Origin of the sequence: Kitasatospora sp. NPDC001309 (assembly GCF_042896295.1) — a bacterium.
Taxonomy (GTDB): domain Bacteria; phylum Actinomycetota; class Actinomycetes; order Streptomycetales; family Streptomycetaceae; genus Kitasatospora.
In genome coordinates, this window is record NZ_JBIAXC010000002.1 from 196843 (window position 1) to 214340 (window position 17498).

A 17498-nucleotide genomic window follows, 5' to 3' on the forward strand; every position below is an offset into this window, starting at 1 on the left:
CAGTAAGGCACCCCTTGTGCTTCGCCCGGGATTCAAGCACGATCGGCCACGCCCGGTCCCAGACTCCACACCCTCCGACAGCCCGTCGGCCACGCGGAGCGCGGGATCCCCACCGGGTGATCCGCCGGCTCCGGTCGGCGGTAGGGAGGGCAGGGGGGTATCCGCGGTCCCACGGCGGTTCCTGTCCTCGACCGGCCGCGCGGCCCTGCGCGGTCGCTGGTTGTCGCTCGGGGGTGATCGCCGATGTCGTCGGTCCGACCCGTCGTCCCGCAAGGACGGCCGGTTTCGGGACGGGAGTGCCGCAGTACGCAGGCCGCTCCCGCGTCCGACGACGCCCAAGGCGCTCTCCGCTACCGAGGACGTAGCTCTCTCCCATCCCAGGCTCCCACCGGCGCGGGACGCGCCGCCGGGAAGCCGGAGATGTACGTCCTAGAAGGAGGACTCGCATGTCCAAGACCTACGGCAAGACCCGCTGGAAGCGCTTCGCCCTGGTGATGGTGCCGAGCGTCGCGGCCACCGCGATGGTCGGCGTCTCGATCGCCAACAGTGCGCTCGCCGCCTCGTTCAGCATTTCCGGCCAGCAGTTCAAGGTCAGCACCGACCAGCTGCACGGCACCAACTTCTCCCAGTTCGGCTCGGTCGACATCGAGGCGAACGGCAAGCCCCACCCGGTCGCGGTCTCGGCCTTCGACCACGCCGACATCACCAACCTGTGCCAGTCGGTGGTGACGGACCTGTCCGGCTTCGGGCTGGGCAAGATCACCCTCCAGCTGCACGCCGGTACCGAGGCGGGCAAGCCGGTCCAGGCCGACAACCTGCTGATCGACCTGGAGCAGCTGAAGGCGGACGCGACCTTCACCCAGATGAACATCGGCCAGGACGCCTCCACCCTCTCGGGTACGGCCACCCAGGGCTGGGCCCCGCACGCGGGTGTCACCAAGGCGGGCGGCGGCGCCGGCCTGCCGACCGGCGCGACCGGCTTCGCCCAGTCCGCCAAGACCGCCGACCTGAGCGGCGTCCAGCAGACCGCGCGGGCCACCTCGGCCGGCACGTTCAAGCTGAACGGCCTCAACCTCGCGCTCAAGAGCGGCGACGGCGCCGGCAACGAGTGCTTCTGAGTCACGTCTGACGGCACGCCGACCGGCGTGCCCGGATGACTGGGCAACCCGGGGCCGGGGGCGGCGGGCGACCGCCACCCCCGGCACCCACCTTTTTCGTTCTTCCCTCGTAGCGACGTCGAGGAGCTGCACCATGTCCAGCGCAACGGTCGAGACGCGGCCCCGTCAGCAGAACCCCGTCGGGTGGCTCTGGCGGCACTTCCGTGAATTCCGCCGCTCCAGGCCCTTCTGGGGCGGCCTGCTGGCCATGATCGCCGGCGTCCCGATCCTCTACTTCCCGTACGCCCACCTCACCTTCGGCGGGCTGACCATCGCGATGTCCACCACGGCCGGTGCCGGGTCGCTGATCATCGGGGTACTGATGATCATCCTCGGGCTGACCGCCTGGTTCCAGCCCGCCGTCCGGGTCTTCGCGGGCATCGCGACCATCCTGCTGACGCTGGTCTCGATCCCGGTCTCCAACCTCGCGGGCTTCGGCCTCGCCCTGCTGCCCGGTCTGATCGGCGGCGGACTGATGGTCTCCTGGGCGCCGCTGCCGGAGCCGTCCACCGCGCCGGCCAAGGGGCGGCGCGCACGGCGCGGTCGGCCGGCGGACGGTGCGGTGGCGGAGAGCGTCGCCACCGAGAGCGCCGCTGCCGAGGCCACCACCGCCGAGGCCACCACCGCCGAGGCTGCCACCGCTGAGGTCGCCACCGCTGAGGTCGCCACCGAGACCGCCGCCGTCGAGGCGCCCACCGCGAAGCTGCCCGCCCAGGGCGGGCCCGTGGAGCAGGCGGCCGAGCCCGCGGCCGAGCCCGCCGCAGAGGCCGCCGCCGAGGCCGCCGTTCCGAAGCAGGGCACCGCCGGGGAGCAGGAGGGGGCGCGGTGACCGGGCCGGCCGAGCAAGCAGAGGGCACGGCCGTCCCCGCGCAGCGCTCCGGCCGGCACGCCGCGCCGCGCACGCCGGTCCGGGTCCGGCTGAGAGGCCGCGCCCTGGCGATGGCCGCGGTGCCGACCGCGCTGCTGATGGCGGCCGCCTACACGCCCAACCCGGCGGTCGCCGAGTCCGCCGCGGGCAAGCCGTGCGGCAACGCGCCGGTGGCCGTGCCGGACGTGGCGCCGGTCGAGGAGACGCCCGTCCCCAAGAGCGAGCTGCCCGAGCCGCCGCCCGCGCCGACCGGTACGCCGGGGGCGACCGGGAGCCCGACGACGACGCCCTCGTCCGGCCCGAGCTCGCTGCCGACCACCACGCCGACCACCGCGCCGACCCAGATACCGACCACGGCGCCGACCACCGCGCCGGTGAAGCCCCCGCCGGCGACGGCGGCCACCCAGTCGGCCGTCCGCTCCGCCACCACCGGCGGCTCCGGCGCGGTCAGCGCCGTCTACCCGGGCACCGGGAGCGGCACGGCCACCGCGAGCCGGGCCGGGCTGATCGACGACCTCGTCGGCGGCATCAACCACCTGCTGAACCCGGGCGGTTCGGCCACTCCTTCGCCGAGCGCGACACCGAGTGCCACCCCCCAGGGCCCGGCCGCCCCCGCCCCGCGGGTCGGCACCCCGGCGCAGCCCGCCCAGCCGCAGGCCCCGGCCGCCGGCACCCAGCAGGCCGCGCCGCCCGCAGCACAGTCCCCGGACGGGAAGTCCGCCGCCGACCAGCCCTCGGGCGGGCAGCCCTCGCCGGCCGCCACCGCCTCGGGCGCCAAGGCGGGCGGCAGGGCGAGTGGCAAGGCGGCTCCGTCCACGACCCCGTCGGCGGGCTCCTCGGCCGCCGCCACCCCGTCCGGCTCGCCCACCGCGAACCCCAACTGCGACGTGGACGCCCGGAACCTGACCGCCGGTGCGGCCACCGCCGAGCACGTCGTCCCGGAGCAGAACTGGACGCTGCAGACCAGCCGCCTCGGCCTGCACGGCGCGGCCTTCCACGGCGTCTACGACGTGAAGACCCCGACCGGCACCAAGCGGGTGCTGAAGTTCGTGGTCGACAGCGTCGACATCGAGAACCTCGACATGTCGACCCTGGAGGGCAACGGCGTCACCTTCCACGTCCAGAGCGCCCCGGGTTCGACCTCGACCATGCGCAACGGCCCGGTCACCATGTACGTGGAGCGGCTGTCCGGCCACCTGTCCAAGCTGCTCGGCCTGCCGATCCCGATCGACCTGGGCGAGATCACCCTCACCCCGGACACCCTGCCGCGCTGGCTGTACGACCTGATCGGCGCCATCCCGATCCCGCTGGACATCGAGCTGACCGGGGTGACGGCCAAGCAGGCCGGCCAGTTCGGCGGCACCCTGCACATCCCGGGGATGCACCTGTTCAACGACGACGCGCCCTACAGCGACAAGTGACCGCCGAGCGGCGGACGCACGGCGCCGGGTAGCGGACGCGGAAACGCCGGTGGGGCGGCCCTCCCGTAACGGGAGGACCGCCCCACCGGCGTTCGTTCTACCGGGGCGTCACTCGCCGTGGCCGCCCACGCGGTGCACCTGCACCATGTTGGTGGTGCCGGGGATGCCGACCGGGACACCGGCGGTGACGATCACGGTGTCGCCCTCGCCCAGCTCGCCCAGCTTCAGCAGCTCGCGGTCGACCTGCGCGACCATCGCGTCGGTGGTGGCCACCTGCTCGGTGACGTACGACTCGACGCCCCAGCTCAGCGAGAGCTGGTTGCGGGTGGCCGAGTCCGGGGTGAACGCGATCACCGGGATCGGCGAACGGTAGCGGGACAGCCGACGCGCGGTGTCACCGGACTTGGTGAACGCGATCAGCGCCTTGCCGTTCAGGAAGTCGCCCAGCTCGCACGCGGCGCGGGCGACGGAGCCGCCCTGGGTGCGCGGCTTGCGGCCCGGGTTGAGCGGCTGGAGGCCCTGGGAGACCAGTTCCTCCTCGGCCTTCTCGCAGATCCGGCTCATGGTGCGGACGGTCTCGACCGGATACTTGCCGACGCTGGACTCGGCGGAGAGCATCACCGCGTCGGTGCCGTCCAGGATGGCGTTGGCGACGTCGGAGACCTCGGCGCGGGTCGGGCGCGAGGCGTGGATCATCGACTCCATCATCTGGGTGGCGACGATGACCGGCTTGGCGTTGCGGCGGGCCAGGGTGATCAGCTGCTTCTGGACCAGCGGCACCCGCTCCAGCGGGTACTCGACGGCCAGGTCGCCGCGGGCGACCATGATGGCGTCGAAGGCGAGGACGATCTCCTCCATGGCCTCGACGGCCTGCGGCTTCTCGATCTTGGCGATGACCGGCACCCGGATGCCGACCTCGTCCATGACCTCGTGGACGTCCTTGATGTCCTCCGCGTTGCGGACGAAGGACAGCGCGACCATGTCGACGCCCAGATGCAGCGCGAAGCGCAGGTCGTCCTTGTCCTTCTCGGACAGGGCGGGGACGTTCACGGCCGCACCGGGCAGGTTGATGCCCTTGTTGTTCGAGAGCACGCCGCCCTCGACCACCACGGTCTTCACCCGCGGGCCGTCGACGCTGACGACCTCCAGGGCGATGACGCCGTCGTTGATCAGGATCGGGTCGCCGGGCTTCACGTCGCCGGGCAGGCCCTTGTAGGTGGTGCCGCAGATGTGCTGGTCACCGGGGACGTCCTCGGTGGTGATGGTGAACTCGTCGCCGTTGTCGACGGTCACCGGGCCGTTGGCGAAGGTCGCCAGACGGATCTTGGGACCCTGGAGGTCGGCCAGGACGCCGATGGCCTTGCCGGTGTCCTCCGAGACCTGGCGGACCTTGCGGTACCGCTCCTCGTGGTCCGCGTGGTTGCCGTGGCTCATGTTCAGTCGGGCGACGTTCATGCCCGCCTCGACGATGGCCTTCAGCTGTTCGTAGGAGTCCGTGGCCGGACCCAGGGTGCAGACAATTTTCGCTCGGCGCATATGGATCAGTCTATCCGTTCGTGTTATAGGTGCATTCGGCACGGACCGGGAGGAATCGCCGACGAATGATCCCGAGGAACGAGACGATTCCGTGTCAGTCCTCGGACAGCTCGCTCTCGCGGTGCACCAGGGCGAAGGCCTGCCGGGCGATCTCCAGCTCCTCGTCGGTCGGCACCACCGCGACCGCCACCCGGGAGAACCCGGGCGAGATGATCCGGGCGTCGCCCGAGCGCACCGAGTTCAGCTCCGGGTCCACGGCGATGCCCAGCTCCTCCAGTCCCGCGGTGGCCGCCGCGCGCACCGGCGCGGCGTTCTCCCCGACGCCCGCGGTGAACGCGATCGCGTCCACCCGGCCGAGCACCGCGTAGTAGCCGCCGATGTACTTGCGCAGCCGGTGGACGTACGCGTCGAAGGCGAGCTGCGCGTCCGCGTCCCCCTCGTCGGCGCGACGCATGATCTCCCGCATGTCGTTCTCGCCGCACAGGCCGCGCAGCCCGCTGCGGCGGTTGAGCAGGTCGTCGATCTGGTCGACGGACAGGCCGCCGACCCGGTGCAGGTGGAACACCACGCCCGCGTCGATGTCACCCGAACGGGTGCCCATGACCAGGCCCTCCAGGGGGGTGAGGCCCATCGAGGTGTCCACGCAGCGGCCGCCGCTGACCGCCGAGGCGGAGGCGCCGTTGCCCAGGTGCAGCACGATCACGTTGACCTCGGCCGGGTCCTTGCCGAGCAGCCGGGCGGTGGCCCGCGAGACGTACTGGTGCGAGGTGCCGTGGAAGCCGTAGCGGCGCACCCGGTGCTCGTCGGCGACGGCCTTGTCGATCGCGTAGCGGGCCGCGTACTCGGGCATCGAGGCGTGGAAGGCGGTGTCGAACACGGCCACCTGCGGCAGGTCCGGCCGGAGCGCCCGGGCCACCTCGATGCCGGTGATGTTCGCCGGGTTGTGCAGCGGCGCGACCGGGATCAGCCGGCGGATCTCCCTGAGCACCTCGTCGGTGATCACCGTCGGCTCGGTGAACCGCTTGCCGCCGTGCACCACCCGGTGGCCGATCGCGGCCAGCTCGGGGGAGTCCAGCCCGATGCCGTCGGCGGCCAGCTCCTCGGCGACGGCCTTCAACGCGGCCGAGTGGTCCGGGAAGGCCTGCACCAGCTCGCGCCGCTCGCCGGCCCGCGGGGTGTGCACCAGCCGGCCGCCCGCCTCGCCGATCCGCTCCACCAGCCCGGAGGCGAGCCGGGCGCCGTCCAGCATGTCGATCAGCTGGTACTTCACCGACGAGGAGCCGGCGTTGAGTACGAGGACGCGCGTCCCTGCGGTCATGCCTGCGGCTCCTTGTCGTCCTGGGCCTGGATGGCGGTGATCGCCACGGTGTTGACGATGTCCTCCACCAGCGCGCCGCGGGAGAGGTCGTTGACGGGCTTGCGCAGCCCCTGGAGCACCGGGCCGACCGCGACCGCGCCGGCCGAGCGCTGGACGGCCTTGTAGGTGTTGTTGCCGGTGTTGAGGTCCGGGAAGATCAGCACGGTCGCCCGCCCGGCCACCGGCGAGCCCGGCAGCTTGGTGGCCGCGACGTGCTCGTCCACCGCCGCGTCGTACTGGATCGGGCCCTCCACCAGGATGTCCGGCCGCAGCGCGCGGACCAGCTCGGTGGCCTTGCGGACCTTGTCGACGTCCGCGCCCGAGCCGGAGGTGCCGGTCGAGTACGAGAGCATCGCGACCCGCGGCTCCACCCCGAACTGGGCGGCGGTGGCGGCCGACTGGATCGCGATGTCGGCCAGCTGCTGGGCGTCCGGGTCCGGGTTGACCGCGCAGTCGCCGTACACCAGCACCTTGTCGGCCAGGCACATGAAGAAGACGCTCGACACGATGGACGCGCCCGGCGAGGTCTTGATCACCTCGAAGGCGGGGCGGATGGTCGCCGCGGTGGAGTGCACCGCGCCGGAGACCATGCCGTCGGCGATGCCCTCCTGGACCATCAGGGTGCCGAAGTAGGAGACGTCGGTGACCACGTCCAGGGCCAGCTCGACGGTCATCCCCTTGTGGGCGCGCAGCCGGGCGTACAGCTCGGCGAACTGGCGGCGCAGCGGGCTGGTGCTCGGGTCGACGACCCGGAGCTGGGCGCGGTCGGCGCCCGGGTCGTCCTGCGGGAGGACGATGCCCAGGCCCGCGGCCTTGCGGCGCACCGCGTCGACCTCGCCGAGCAGGGTGAGGTCGCAGATGTTGCGGCGCAGCAGGATCTCCGCCGCCCGCAGCACCCGCTCCTCGGTGCCCTCGGGCAGCACCACGTGCCGGCGGCCGGCCCGGGCGCGCTCCAGCAGCTCGTGCTCGAACATCATCGGGGTCACCCGCTCGGACCGGCCGACCTCGATCCGGTTGGTCAACTCGGCGGTGTCCACGTGCAGTTCGAACAGTCCGAGGGCGATCTCGGCCTTCCGGGGGCTGGCCGCGGTGAGCTTGCCCTCCAGGTGGGTCAGGGTGGCGGCGGTGGGCCAGCTGCCCTCCGGGACGACCGCGACGGGGGTGCCGGGGGCGAGCCGGGCGGCCAGCGCCATCACGTTCGGGCCGGGGTGCTGGCCGAGGGTCAGCAGCACGCCGGCGATCGGCGGGGCGCCGGCCGCGTGCGCGGCCAGCGAGCCGATCACCAGGTCGGCGCGGTCCCCGGGGGTGACGACCAGGGCGCCCTCGGTCAGCGCGTCCAGGAAGGTGGGCAGCATGGCGCCGCCGAAGACGAAGCCGCGGACGTCCCGGGCCAGCCCGGCCGCGTCACCGAGCAGCACCTCGGCGCCGGTCGACTCCACCAGCTGGGCGACCGTCGGCGCGGCCAGCGCCGGCTCCTCCGGGATCACGTACGCCGGGATCGGCAGCTTCTCGGTGAGCGTGCGCTGGATCCGCTGCTTGGCGCCCGGGGAGGTCCGGTTGGCGATCATCGCCAGGGTCTCGCAGCCGAGGTCGGTGTACGCCCGGTGGGCGTTGCGCACCTCGGCGATCACGGCCTCCGGGTCCTTGCCCTGGCCGCCGACCACCGGCAGTACGGCGGCGCCGAACTCGTTGGCGAGCCGGGCGTTGAAGGCCAGCTCGTCCGGGATGTTGGTGTCGGCGAAGTCGGTGCCGAGCACCAGCACCGCCTGGCAGCGCCGCTCCAGCGCCCGGAAGCGGTCGACCAGCGCGGAGACCAGCTCGTCCTGCCCCTGGGCGGCCTGGAGCGCGGCCGCCTCCTCGTAGGTGAGCCCGTACAGCTCGGGGCCCGGCAGGTCGATCCGGTACCGCCCGCGCAGCAGCTCGACGACGTGGTCGGAGCCGGACTCGCCGGGCGCGGCCGCGTGCACCAGCGGACGGAACACCCCGACCCGGTCCACCTGGCGGGTGAGCAGTTCCATGACCCCGAGTTCGACGGCCTGCCGGCCGTCCCCCCGGTCGATCCCGGTCACGTACACGCTGCGCGCCACGCGGATGTCTCCGTCCCGTCGCCTCGGAAGCTGGTCATCTCGACCATACCTTCGCACCACGAACGCCCGTCCGCGAGCAGAGGCAGGGGGGAGGGGCAAGGGACCAAGGGCCCGGGCCGGGGACTTGCGCCGACGCCTGCCCTTGATGTACCTACCTCATGTAGTTACATTGGCTGGTATGGAGACCATGGGACTGCGTGAGTTGAACCAGAACCCGTCCAAGGCAGTCGCGCGGGTCCGGGCCGGCGCGACGATCGTCGTGACCGACCGCGGGCGGCCCGTGCTGAGACTGGTGCCGGAGACGGCCCCGGAGTCGACCCTCGAACGCCTGGTCGCGGCCGGCGAGGTCACTCCGCCCACCGAGCAGGGCATGCCCGAGCTCGCCCTCGACCTGCTGCCGGACGTCGGCAGCCTGTCGGACCTGCTGATCGAGGACCGGAACCGGGAGCGCGACCGTTGATCTACCTGGACTCCTGCGCGCTGCTGAAGTTCATCAAGCCGGAGCCGGAGACCGCCGCGCTGCGAGCCTGGCGGGAGGCGCTGCCCGACGGCACCGAACTGATCACCAGTGAACTGGCCCGGCTGGAGATCACCCGCACGCTGATCCGTGCGGGCCTGTCGCACCAGCTGGTCCCGTACCACGTGGACCAGGCGCTCCGGGGGGCCTACCGGGTCGACCTCAGCAGCGCGGTGCTGGCCAGGGCGCTCGCCTACCGCACTCCGCGGCTGGGATCGCTGGACGCGCTCCACCTTGCCAGCGCGGAGCCCTTCCGCGCCGAACTCACCGACTTCGTCACCTACGACCGCGAGCTCGGCCGGGCCGCCGAGGAGCTCGGGTTCCCGGTCACGGCCCCCCGGTGACGCCCGCCCGTGGGGGCGGGCGCCCGGGGCTGCTCAGGCCGGGCGGAGCCAGAGGGTGGCGAGCGGGGGGAGGACCAGTTCGGCGGAGCGCGGCTGGCCGTTCCACTCGACCGGATCGGCCTTGATCGGGCGGGAGTTGCCGGTGCCGCTGCCGCCGTAGGCCTCGGCGTCGGTGTTCAGCAGCTCCTCCCAGAGCTGCTCGCGGCCGTCCAGGGCGGGCAGGCCGACCCGGTGGCCGTGGCGGACGACGGGGGAGAAGTTGCAGACGGCGACCAGCGGGGTGCCGTCGGCGGCGAAGCGGACGAAGGAGAGCAGGTTGTCCTCGGCGGAGCCGCCGTCGAGCCAGCGGAAGCCGTCCGGGGTGGTGTCCAGCTCCCAGAGGGCGGGGGTGTCCCGGTAGGCCCGGTTGAGGTCGCGGACGAGGCGGCGCACGCCCCGGTGGTCCTGGTGGGCGGGCCACTGCTCGTCGAGCACCCACCACTGCGGGCCCTGCTCGTGGTCCCATTCCGCGCCCTGGGCGAACTCCTGCCCCATGAAGAGCAGTTGCTTGCCGGGGTGGGACCACATGAAGCCCAGGTAGGCGCGGTGGTTGGCGCGCTGCTGCCACCAGTCGCCGGGCATCTTGGAGACCAGGGCCTGCTTGCCGTGGACGACCTCGTCGTGGGAGATCGGCAGGACGTAGTTCTCGGAGTAGGCGTACACCATCGAGAAGGTGATGTCGTTGTGGTGGTACTTGCGGTGCACCGGCTCCTTGGACATGTAGACCAGCGAGTCGTGCATCCAGCCCATGTTCCACTTGAGCCCGAAGCCGAGGCCGCCGGCGTCGGTGGGCCGGGTGACGCCGTCCCAGGCGGTGGACTCCTCGGCGATGGTGATCACGCCGGGGCAGCGCCGGTAGACGGTGGCGTTCATCTCCTGGAGGAAGGCGGCCGCGTCCAGGTTCTCCCGGCCGCCGTACTGGTTGGGCGTCCAGCCGCCGCCCTCGCGGGAGTAGTCGAGGTAGAGCATCGAGGCGACCGCGTCGACCCGCAGGCCGTCGATGTGGAACTCCTCGCACCAGTACACGGCGTTGGCGACCAGGAAGTTGCGCACCTCGGTGCGGCCGTAGTCGAACTCCAGCGTCCCCCAGTCGGGGTGCTCGGCGCGCTGCGGGTCGGCGGGCTCGTACAGCGGTTCGCCGTCGAAGCGGGCGAGGGCGAAGTCGTCCTTGGGGAAGTGCGCGGGCACCCAGTCGACGATCACGCCGATGCCGTGCCGGTGCAGGGTGTCGACCAGGTACCGGAAGTCGTCGGGGCTGCCGAGCCGGGCGGTGGGGGCGAAGTAGCCGGAGACCTGGTACCCCCAGGAGCCGCCGAAGGGGTGCTCCATCACCGGCATGAACTCCACGTGGGTGAAGTTCAACTCCTTGAGGTAGCGCGGCAGTTCCTCGGCGATGGCGCGGTAGGTGGTGAGCTCGGGCCGCCAGGAGGCGAGGTGCAGCTCGTACACCGACATCGGGGCCCGGTGGTGCGCGGTGCGGGCCCGGCGGGCCATCCACTCGTCGTCCTGCCACCGGTGGGTGGAGGAGGTGACGACGGAGGCGGTGCCGGGCGGGCACTGGGCGGCCCGGGCGAGCGGGTCGGCCTTGTCGAGGACCCAGCCCTGCCGGGTGTGGATCTCGTACTTGTAGGTGGCGCCCTCGGCGACGCCCGGGACGAACAGCTCCCAGACGCCGGAGGAGCCGAGCGAGCGCATCGGGTGGCCGCTGCCGTTCCAGTGGTTGAAGTCGCCGATCAGCCGCACTCCGGCGGCGTTGGGCGCCCAGACCGCGAAGGCGGTGCCGGCCACGCCGTCGACGGTGCGCACGTGCGAGCCGAGCGCCTGCCACAGCTGTTCGTGCCGGCCCTCGGAGATCAGGTGCAGGTCGAGTTCGCCGAGGGTGGGCGGAGTGCGGTAGCCGTCGTGCTGGCGCTGGGGTTCGCCGTCGGGGTAGTCCACCAGCAGGGTGTAGTCCGGTTGTTCGCCGCCCGCCAGCAGGCCGGTGAACAACCCGCCCTGCTGGTGGGTGAGTTCGGCGGGGCCGTGGGCGGTCTCCACCACCACCCGGTCGGCGAACGGGCGCAGCACCCGGATCGCCGTCCCGCCGTGCACCGGGTGGGCGCCGAGCAGGGCGTGCGGGTCGTGGTGCTGCCCGTTCACCAGCCGGTCCACCTCGGCCGGCGGCAGCGGCGCCTCGGGCAGGCGCAGGGCGCCGACCGGGGCGTCCGCGGCGGGACCGGCCGGGGCGGCGGCCCTGCGGTCGGTCCCGCGTTCGGAGCCCCCGCGTTCGGAGCCCCCGCGGTCGGCGGCCCCGGGTTCGGCGGCCCCGGCCAGGAAGGTGGCCGGAACGGGGCGGGTGGGGCGGCCGGTCGGGTCGAGCGGCGTCACGGCGTGGTCCTCCAGCGGCGGGGATGGGCGAACTCGTGGCGGGCGGGCGGGACGGGAGCGCGGGGTCAGACGGACAGGGCGAGCCGGTTGATCGCGGCGAGCGGGATCGGCAGCCAGCTGGGCCGGTGCCGGGCCTCGTACACCACCTCGTACACCGCCTTGTCGATCTCCAGCGCCCGCATCAGCTCGGGTGAGGCGGCCGGGTCGGCGCCGCCCCCGGCGGTGTAGCCGGCGCAGAAGGCGGTGCGGTTGCGCTGGGCCCAGGCGGCGGCGAGGTGGGCCAGCTCGGGGTCGACCGGGCCGCCGGCCAGCAGGTGGGCGGCCGCGTAGTCGAAGGAGCGCAGCATCGCGGCGACGTCGCGCAGGGCGGGCTGGGGTTCGCGGCGCTCGTTGACGGATTTGGCGGGCTCGCCCTCGAAGTCCAGCAGCACCCAGCCGTGCGGGGTGCGCATGGCCTGGCCGAGGTGGAGGTCGCCGTGGATGCGCTGGACCGGCAGGCCGTCCGGGTGGGCGTCGGCGAGCTGCTGGAAGGCGGCGCGCAGGGCGGCGCGGAAGCGCAGCAGGCCGGGGACGGCGGCGACGGCGCTGTCCAGCCGGTCGGCCATCGCGGTGGCGAGCCGGCCGGTCTCGGTGCGGTCGAGCCGGGCGACGGGCATGGAGCGGGCGAGCACCCGGTGCACCTCGGCGGTGGCCCGGCCGAGCCGGTGCGCCTCGATGGCGAAGTTGCCGGGGGAGCGGTCGCCCTTGAGCCGGCCGACCTGGTCGAGGGCGAGTTCCCAGCCGTCCTCGGCGTCCGGCAGGTAGCGCTGGAGCAGTCCGAGGGTGGCGGGTTCGGCGCGTTCCATCCGGCTCTCGAACCAGGCGGCGACCCGGGGGATGCGGGTGGAGCCGGCCCGGGAGAGGGCGAGGGAGAGTTCCAGGTCGGGGTTGGTGCCGGGGTGGACGCGCCGGAACAGTTTGAGGATGTACGAGGTGCCGTAGATGACCGAGCTGTTGGACTGTTCGGCGGTGGAGGCGCGGCCGGGGAGGTTGGCGGGCAGTCCGGAGCCGGGGGTGCGGCGGAAGGAGAGCGAGCCGAACCGGTCGCCGGTGGCCAGGTGTTCCAGGAGGCGTCCGGTGAGTTCGGGGTCGTGCACGGCGTCGTAGAGGGCGGCGCCGTCGTACGGGCCCTGGGTGAGCCGGCCGAGCACGGCGCCGGGTTCGATCCCGGCGGGCCCCTGGGAGCGGATGCCGAGCAGCAGTTGGTAGGTGTCGCCGTGCGGGAGGCCGGCCGTGGTGGCGTGTTCGACCCGCAGCAGCAGGTGCAGCAGGGCCGGGTCGCCGACCTGCAGCGGGGTGCCGACCACCGGGACGAGGCCGGTGATGGGGCGCCCCTTCCCGGCGTACCAGCGCTGGGTGGGGAGCCAGTCGGCGATCAGCGGCAGGGCCGCCTGGACGAGCTCGCTGACCCCCAGGGCCGTTCTCCGGACCCCGGTGCCCCGCGCGCCCGGGTGCGGCGCGGAGCCGGCCGGGGCGTCGTGCTGCACATGGGCTTGCGAACGGGAGGTTTCGGACATGACTCCCTTTCCCCGGAAGCACGCGGACGGCCCGACGGGTCGTGGCCGGGGTCCGTCAGTCTTCCGGATTTCGGCGGCGCGGCGGTCGCGGCACGCGAGCACGGCTCGGGTGTCACGCCTTCGTGTGGGTGGCCGTTGGGCTGTTCTCCGTACGCGGTGGTGCAGAGAACTCCGGGGGCGCGGGGGTCAACTCGCGCCCCCGGAGGGTCTGGTGGTGCTGTGCGGGCCGCTGGTGGCAGGGCTCGGCGGATCGTTACTTCGACCGCCCGGTTCCGCTCGTGCGCGGGGGCTGCCGGAGTTGGAACCAGTAGAAGCCGTGGCCGGCCAGCGTGAGCAGGTAGGGCCACTCGCCGATCGACGGGAAGCGCACTCCGCCGATCAGCTCGACCGGGTACCGCCCGCCGTACTGCCGGAGGTCCAGCTCGGTCGGCTGCGCGAACCGCGAGAAGTTGTTCACGCACATGACCAGGTCCCCCTCGTACTCGCGCACGAAGGCCAGCACGGCGGGGTTGCTGGACGGCAGTTCGGTGTAGGTGCCCAGGCCGAACGCCGGGTTGAGCTTGCGGATCTCGATCATGCGACGCGTCCAGTGCAGCAGGGAACTCGAACTGCTCTGCTGCGCTTCGACGTTGGTCACCTGGTAGCCGTACACCGGGTCCATGATGGGCGGCAGACTGAGCCTGCCCGGGTCGGCGGAGGAGAAACCCGCGTTGCGGTCCGGGGTCCACTGCATCGGCGTGCGCACGCCGTCCCGGTCGCCCAGCCAGATGTTGTCGCCCATGCCGATCTCGTCCCCGTAGTAGAGCACCGGCGAGCCGGGCAGGGAGAGCAGCAGGGCGGTGAACAGCTCGATCTGGTTGCGGTCGTTCTCCAGCAGCGGGGCGAGCCGGCGGCGGATGCCCACGTTGGCGCGCATCCGCGGGTCCTTGGCGTACTCCGCGTACATGTAGTCGCGCTCCTCGTCGGTGACCATCTCCAGGGTCAGCTCGTCGTGGTTGCGCAGGAAGATGCCCCACTGGCAGCCGCCCGGGATCGCCGGGGTCTTGGCCAGGATCTCCGACACCGGGTACCGGGACTCCCGGCGCACGGCCATGAAGATCCGCGGCATCACCGGGAAGTGGAACGCCATGTGGCACTCGTCGCCGCCGGCCGTGAAGTCGCCGAAGTAGTCGACCACGTCCTCCGGCCACTGGTTGGCCTCGGCGAGCAGCACGGTGTCCGGGTAGTCGGCGTCGATCTCCTTGCGGACCCGCCGGAGGAACTCGTGGGTCTCCGGCAGGTTCTCGCAGTTGGTGCCCTCGCGGGCGAACAGGTACGGCACCGCGTCCAGCCGGAAGCCGTCGATGCCGAGGTCGAGCCAGAACCGCAGCCCGGCGATCATCTCGTCCTGGACGCGGGGGTTGTCGTAGTTGAGGTCCGGCTGGTGGGAGAAGAACCGGTGCCAGTAGTACTGCTTGCGCACCGGGTCGTAGGTCCAGTTGGAGGTCTCGGTGTCGACGAAGATGATCCGGGCGTCCGGGTACTGCTTGTCGTCGTCGGCCCACATGTAGAAGTCGCCGTACGGCCCGTCCGGGTCCGCCCGGGAAGCCTGGAACCACGGGTGCTGGTCGCTGGTGTGGTTCATCACGAAGTCGATGACCACGCGCATGCCGCGGGCGTGTGCGGCGTCGGTGAACTCCATGAAGTCGGCGAGGTCGCCGAACTCCGGCAGCACCGACTTGTAGTCGGCGACGTCGTACCCGCCGTCGCGCAGCGGCGAGGCGAAGAACGGCGGGAGCCAGAGGCAGTCGACGCCGAGCCACTGCAGGTAGTCGAGCTTGGTCGTGAGCCCCTTGAGGTCCCCGACCCCGTCGCCGTTGCTGTCCTGGAAGGACCGCACCAGCACCTCGTAGAAGACCGCACGTTTGAACCACTCCGGGTCCAGGTTCTTCTTCGAGGTCTCCGGAAAGGTGTCGGGGACGGGCTCGTTCACTGTCACGCTGGGTTCCTCCGAACCGTGAGGAGGTGAGCCGGCTCGGCTGAGGGATCGAGCCGGACGTAGTTGTGCCGGCCCCAGGTGTAGGCGGCGCCGGTGAGCTCGTCGTGCACCGCGTGGGGCCCGTCGCCGTCGAGCGTGACGGTGGCCTCCTGGACGTGGTGCGGGTCGAGGTTGACCACGGTGATGACCCGGTCGGTCAGGCCGTCGGCGGTGGTCGCGGTCTTGGAGTAGGCGAGCACCTGCTCGTTGTCGGTCGGGTGGAAGCGCAGGTCGCGCAGCTGCTGCAGGGCCGGGTGGCGCCGGCGCAGCCGGTTCAGCACGGTGAGCAGCGGGGCGAGGGTGTCGGTGCGGTTCCAGTCGCGGGGGCGGAGCTCGTACTTCTCCGAGTGCAGGTACTCCTCGGAGCCGGGGTGGGCCGGCTCGTTCTCGAACAGCTCGTAGCCGGCGTAGACGCCGTAGCTGGGGGAGAGGGTGGCGGCGAGCACGGCGCGGATCGCGAAGGCGGCGCGGCCGCCGTGCTGGAGGTAGGCGTGCAGGATGTCCGGGGTGTTGGCGAAGAAGTTGGGGCGCATGTAGGCGGCCGCGTCGCCGGTGAGTTCGGTGAGGTACTCGGTGAGTTCGCGCTTGGTGGTGCGCCAGGTGAAGTACGTGTACGACTGGTGGAAACCGATCTTCGCCAGGGTGTGCATCATCGCGGGGCGGGTGAACGCCTCCGCCAGGAACACCACGTCCGGGTCGGTGCGGGCGATGTCGCCGAGCACCTTCTCCCAGAACACCACCGGTTTGGTGTGGGGGTTGTCGACCCGGAAGATCCGGACGCCGTGCGACATCCAGAACCGGAGGGTCCGGACGGTTTCCTTGACGATTCCGTCCATGTCCTGGTCGAAGTTGACCGGATAGATGTCCTGGTACTTCTTCGGCGGGTTCTCGGCGTACGCGATGGTGCCGTCGGCGCGGTGGCTGAACCATTCCGGGTGCTTGTTCACCCACGGGTGGTCGGGGGAGCACTGGAGGGCGAAGTCCAGCGCCACCTCCAGGTGCAGCGCCCTGGCCTCGGCGACGAAGTGGTCGAAGTCCTCGATGGTGCCGAGGTCCGGGTGGACGGCGTCGTGGCCGCCCTCCGGCGAGCCGATCGCCCAGGGCGAGCCGACGTCGTGCGGACCGGCCGTCAGGGTGTTGTCCGGGCCCTTGCGGAAGGCTCGTCCGATCGGGTGCACCGGCGGCAGGTAGACCACGTCGAAGTCCATCGCGGCGACCGCCGGCAGCCGTTCGGCGGCGGTGCGCAGGGTGCCGGAGCGCGGCGGCTCGACCCCGTTCGGGTCCACCACCGCGCCCTCCGAGCGCGGGAAGAACTCGTACCAGGAGCCGAACAGCGCGCGCTCGCGGTCCACCTGGAGCGGCAGCGGGCGGGAGGCGCTGAGCAGCTCCCGCAGCGGGTGGCGGGCCAGCAGCTCCAGCACCTCGGGGGCGAGCGCGGCGGCCAGCCGGGACAGCGGCGGCAGGCCGGGGTCGCGCAGCGCGTCCGCGGCGGCCAGCACGTGCGCCCGGCCGTCCTTCTTCGGCACCCCGGCGGCGGCCTGCTCCAGCAGCCGGGCGCCCTCCTCCAGGACCAGCGCGGTGTCGATCCCGGCCGGCAGCTTCACCGCGGCGGTCTTCCGCCAGGTGGCGACCGGGTCGCTCCACGCCTCCACCAGGTACGACCAGCGGCCCGGGCCCGTCGGGGTGACGTGCGCCCCCCAGCGGTCGGTGCCCTCGGCGAGCTCGCGCATCGGCGTCCACGGGCCGCTGCGCCCGCGCGGGTCGCGCAGCACCACGTTGGCGTTGACGGCGTCGTGGCCCTCGCGGAAGACGGTCGCGGTGACCGGGAAGGTCTCGCCGACGACGGCCTTGGCCGGGCGGCGGCCGGCGTCGATCTGGGGGCTGACGTCCAGGACGGGGATGCGGCCGATCACGGTGTCGCTCTCTGTCGTCTTGCGGGCGGAGGGCTTGGTGGCGGTCTTGGTGGCGGTCTTGCGGGCGGGGGCCTTGCGCGCGGGCGTCCTCGCGGCGGTTCCCGAGGGCTCCGGCGGGGTGGCCCCGGAGCCGGCCCCCGCGGTGGCGGTGCTGCGGCGCGTGGTGGTGGTGCGCCTGCGCGGTGCCGCCGCCGGGCCCTCCTCGGCCCCGGGTTGGGGGGCCGCTGCGGAGGGCTGCGTCGTGGGAGCCTGTGCTGCGGAGGATTCGGTACGGACCGCCCCGGACACCCGGGGCGACGGCATCGCCGGGTCTGTCCGA

General features: G+C 72.6%; 12 protein-coding genes. 5 read left to right on the top strand and 7 right to left on the bottom strand.

Translation table 11 applies throughout. The annotated features are described in order from the left end of the window. The first annotated feature begins 446 nt into the window (after window positions 1-446). The 3 genes from ACFY2K_RS03125 to ACFY2K_RS03135 all read left to right on the top strand — a co-directional run bounded on the left by ACFY2K_RS03125 (window position 447) and on the right by ACFY2K_RS03135 (window position 3446). Complete coding sequence (locus ACFY2K_RS03125) at window positions 447-1118, top strand: DUF6230 family protein (RefSeq protein WP_375891492.1); 672 nt, start codon at window positions 447-449, stop codon at window positions 1116-1118. 133 nt (window positions 1119-1251) lie between these two features. Next, complete coding sequence (locus tag ACFY2K_RS03130) at window positions 1252-1986, top strand: DUF6114 domain-containing protein (RefSeq protein ID WP_380521973.1); 735 nt, start codon at window positions 1252-1254, stop codon at window positions 1984-1986. Then, window positions 1983-3446 (top strand): hypothetical protein, encoded by a 1464-nt coding sequence (locus ACFY2K_RS03135; protein WP_380521971.1) that lies wholly within the window; start codon window positions 1983-1985, stop codon window positions 3444-3446. The genes ACFY2K_RS03130 and ACFY2K_RS03135 overlap by 4 nt, the downstream gene beginning before the upstream one ends. 108 nt (window positions 3447-3554) lie before the next feature. Here ACFY2K_RS03135 and pyk read toward each other — a convergent pair whose 3' ends face one another. From pyk to pta, 3 genes are all read right to left on the bottom strand, one after another. Beyond that, on the bottom strand, window positions 3555-4982 hold the full coding sequence (gene pyk, locus ACFY2K_RS03140; RefSeq protein WP_387709350.1) for a pyruvate kinase: 1428 nt from the start codon (window positions 4980-4982) through the stop codon (window positions 3555-3557). A 94-nt stretch (window positions 4983-5076) separates the two neighbouring features. Next, window positions 5077-6300, bottom strand: a complete 1224-nt coding sequence (locus ACFY2K_RS03145) for an acetate kinase (protein ID WP_375891496.1) — start codon at window positions 6298-6300, stop codon at window positions 5077-5079. After that, window positions 6297-8426: a phosphate acetyltransferase gene (gene pta, locus ACFY2K_RS03150; protein WP_387709353.1), complete on the bottom strand. Its 2130-nt coding sequence runs from the start codon at window positions 8424-8426 to the stop codon at window positions 6297-6299. The genes ACFY2K_RS03145 and pta overlap by 4 nt, the downstream gene beginning before the upstream one ends. Window positions 8427-8604: 178 nt before the next feature. Between pta and ACFY2K_RS03155 the strand changes: the two genes are divergently transcribed. Continuing rightward, window positions 8605-8886 (top strand): type II toxin-antitoxin system Phd/YefM family antitoxin, encoded by a 282-nt coding sequence (locus ACFY2K_RS03155; RefSeq protein WP_375891498.1) that lies wholly within the window; start codon window positions 8605-8607, stop codon window positions 8884-8886. Then, complete coding sequence (locus tag ACFY2K_RS03160; RefSeq protein WP_380521963.1) at window positions 8883-9287, top strand: type II toxin-antitoxin system VapC family toxin; 405 nt, start codon at window positions 8883-8885, stop codon at window positions 9285-9287. The genes ACFY2K_RS03155 and ACFY2K_RS03160 overlap by 4 nt, the downstream gene beginning before the upstream one ends. 33 nt (window positions 9288-9320) lie before the next feature. On the opposite strand, the gene glgB is transcribed toward ACFY2K_RS03160, so the two are convergent. From glgB to ACFY2K_RS03180, 4 genes are all read right to left on the bottom strand, one after another. After that, a complete protein-coding gene (glgB, locus tag ACFY2K_RS03165; RefSeq protein ID WP_380639532.1) occupies window positions 9321-11693 on the bottom strand; it encodes a 1,4-alpha-glucan branching protein GlgB in 2373 nt (790 codons plus the stop codon). Between the two features lie 65 nt (window positions 11694-11758). Further along, entirely contained in the window at window positions 11759-13249 is a 1491-nt protein-coding gene (locus ACFY2K_RS03170; protein ID WP_375891502.1) for a phosphotransferase, read from the bottom strand. A gap of 253 nt (window positions 13250-13502) precedes the next feature. Continuing rightward, window positions 13503-15227: a maltose alpha-D-glucosyltransferase gene (gene treS / locus ACFY2K_RS03175; protein WP_380521959.1), complete on the bottom strand. Its 1725-nt coding sequence runs from the start codon at window positions 15225-15227 to the stop codon at window positions 13503-13505. Then, entirely contained in the window at window positions 15224-17179 is a 1956-nt protein-coding gene (locus tag ACFY2K_RS03180; RefSeq protein WP_380522063.1) for an alpha-1,4-glucan--maltose-1-phosphate maltosyltransferase, read from the bottom strand. The genes treS and ACFY2K_RS03180 overlap by 4 nt, the downstream gene beginning before the upstream one ends. Window positions 17180-17498: the final 319 nt, after the last annotated feature.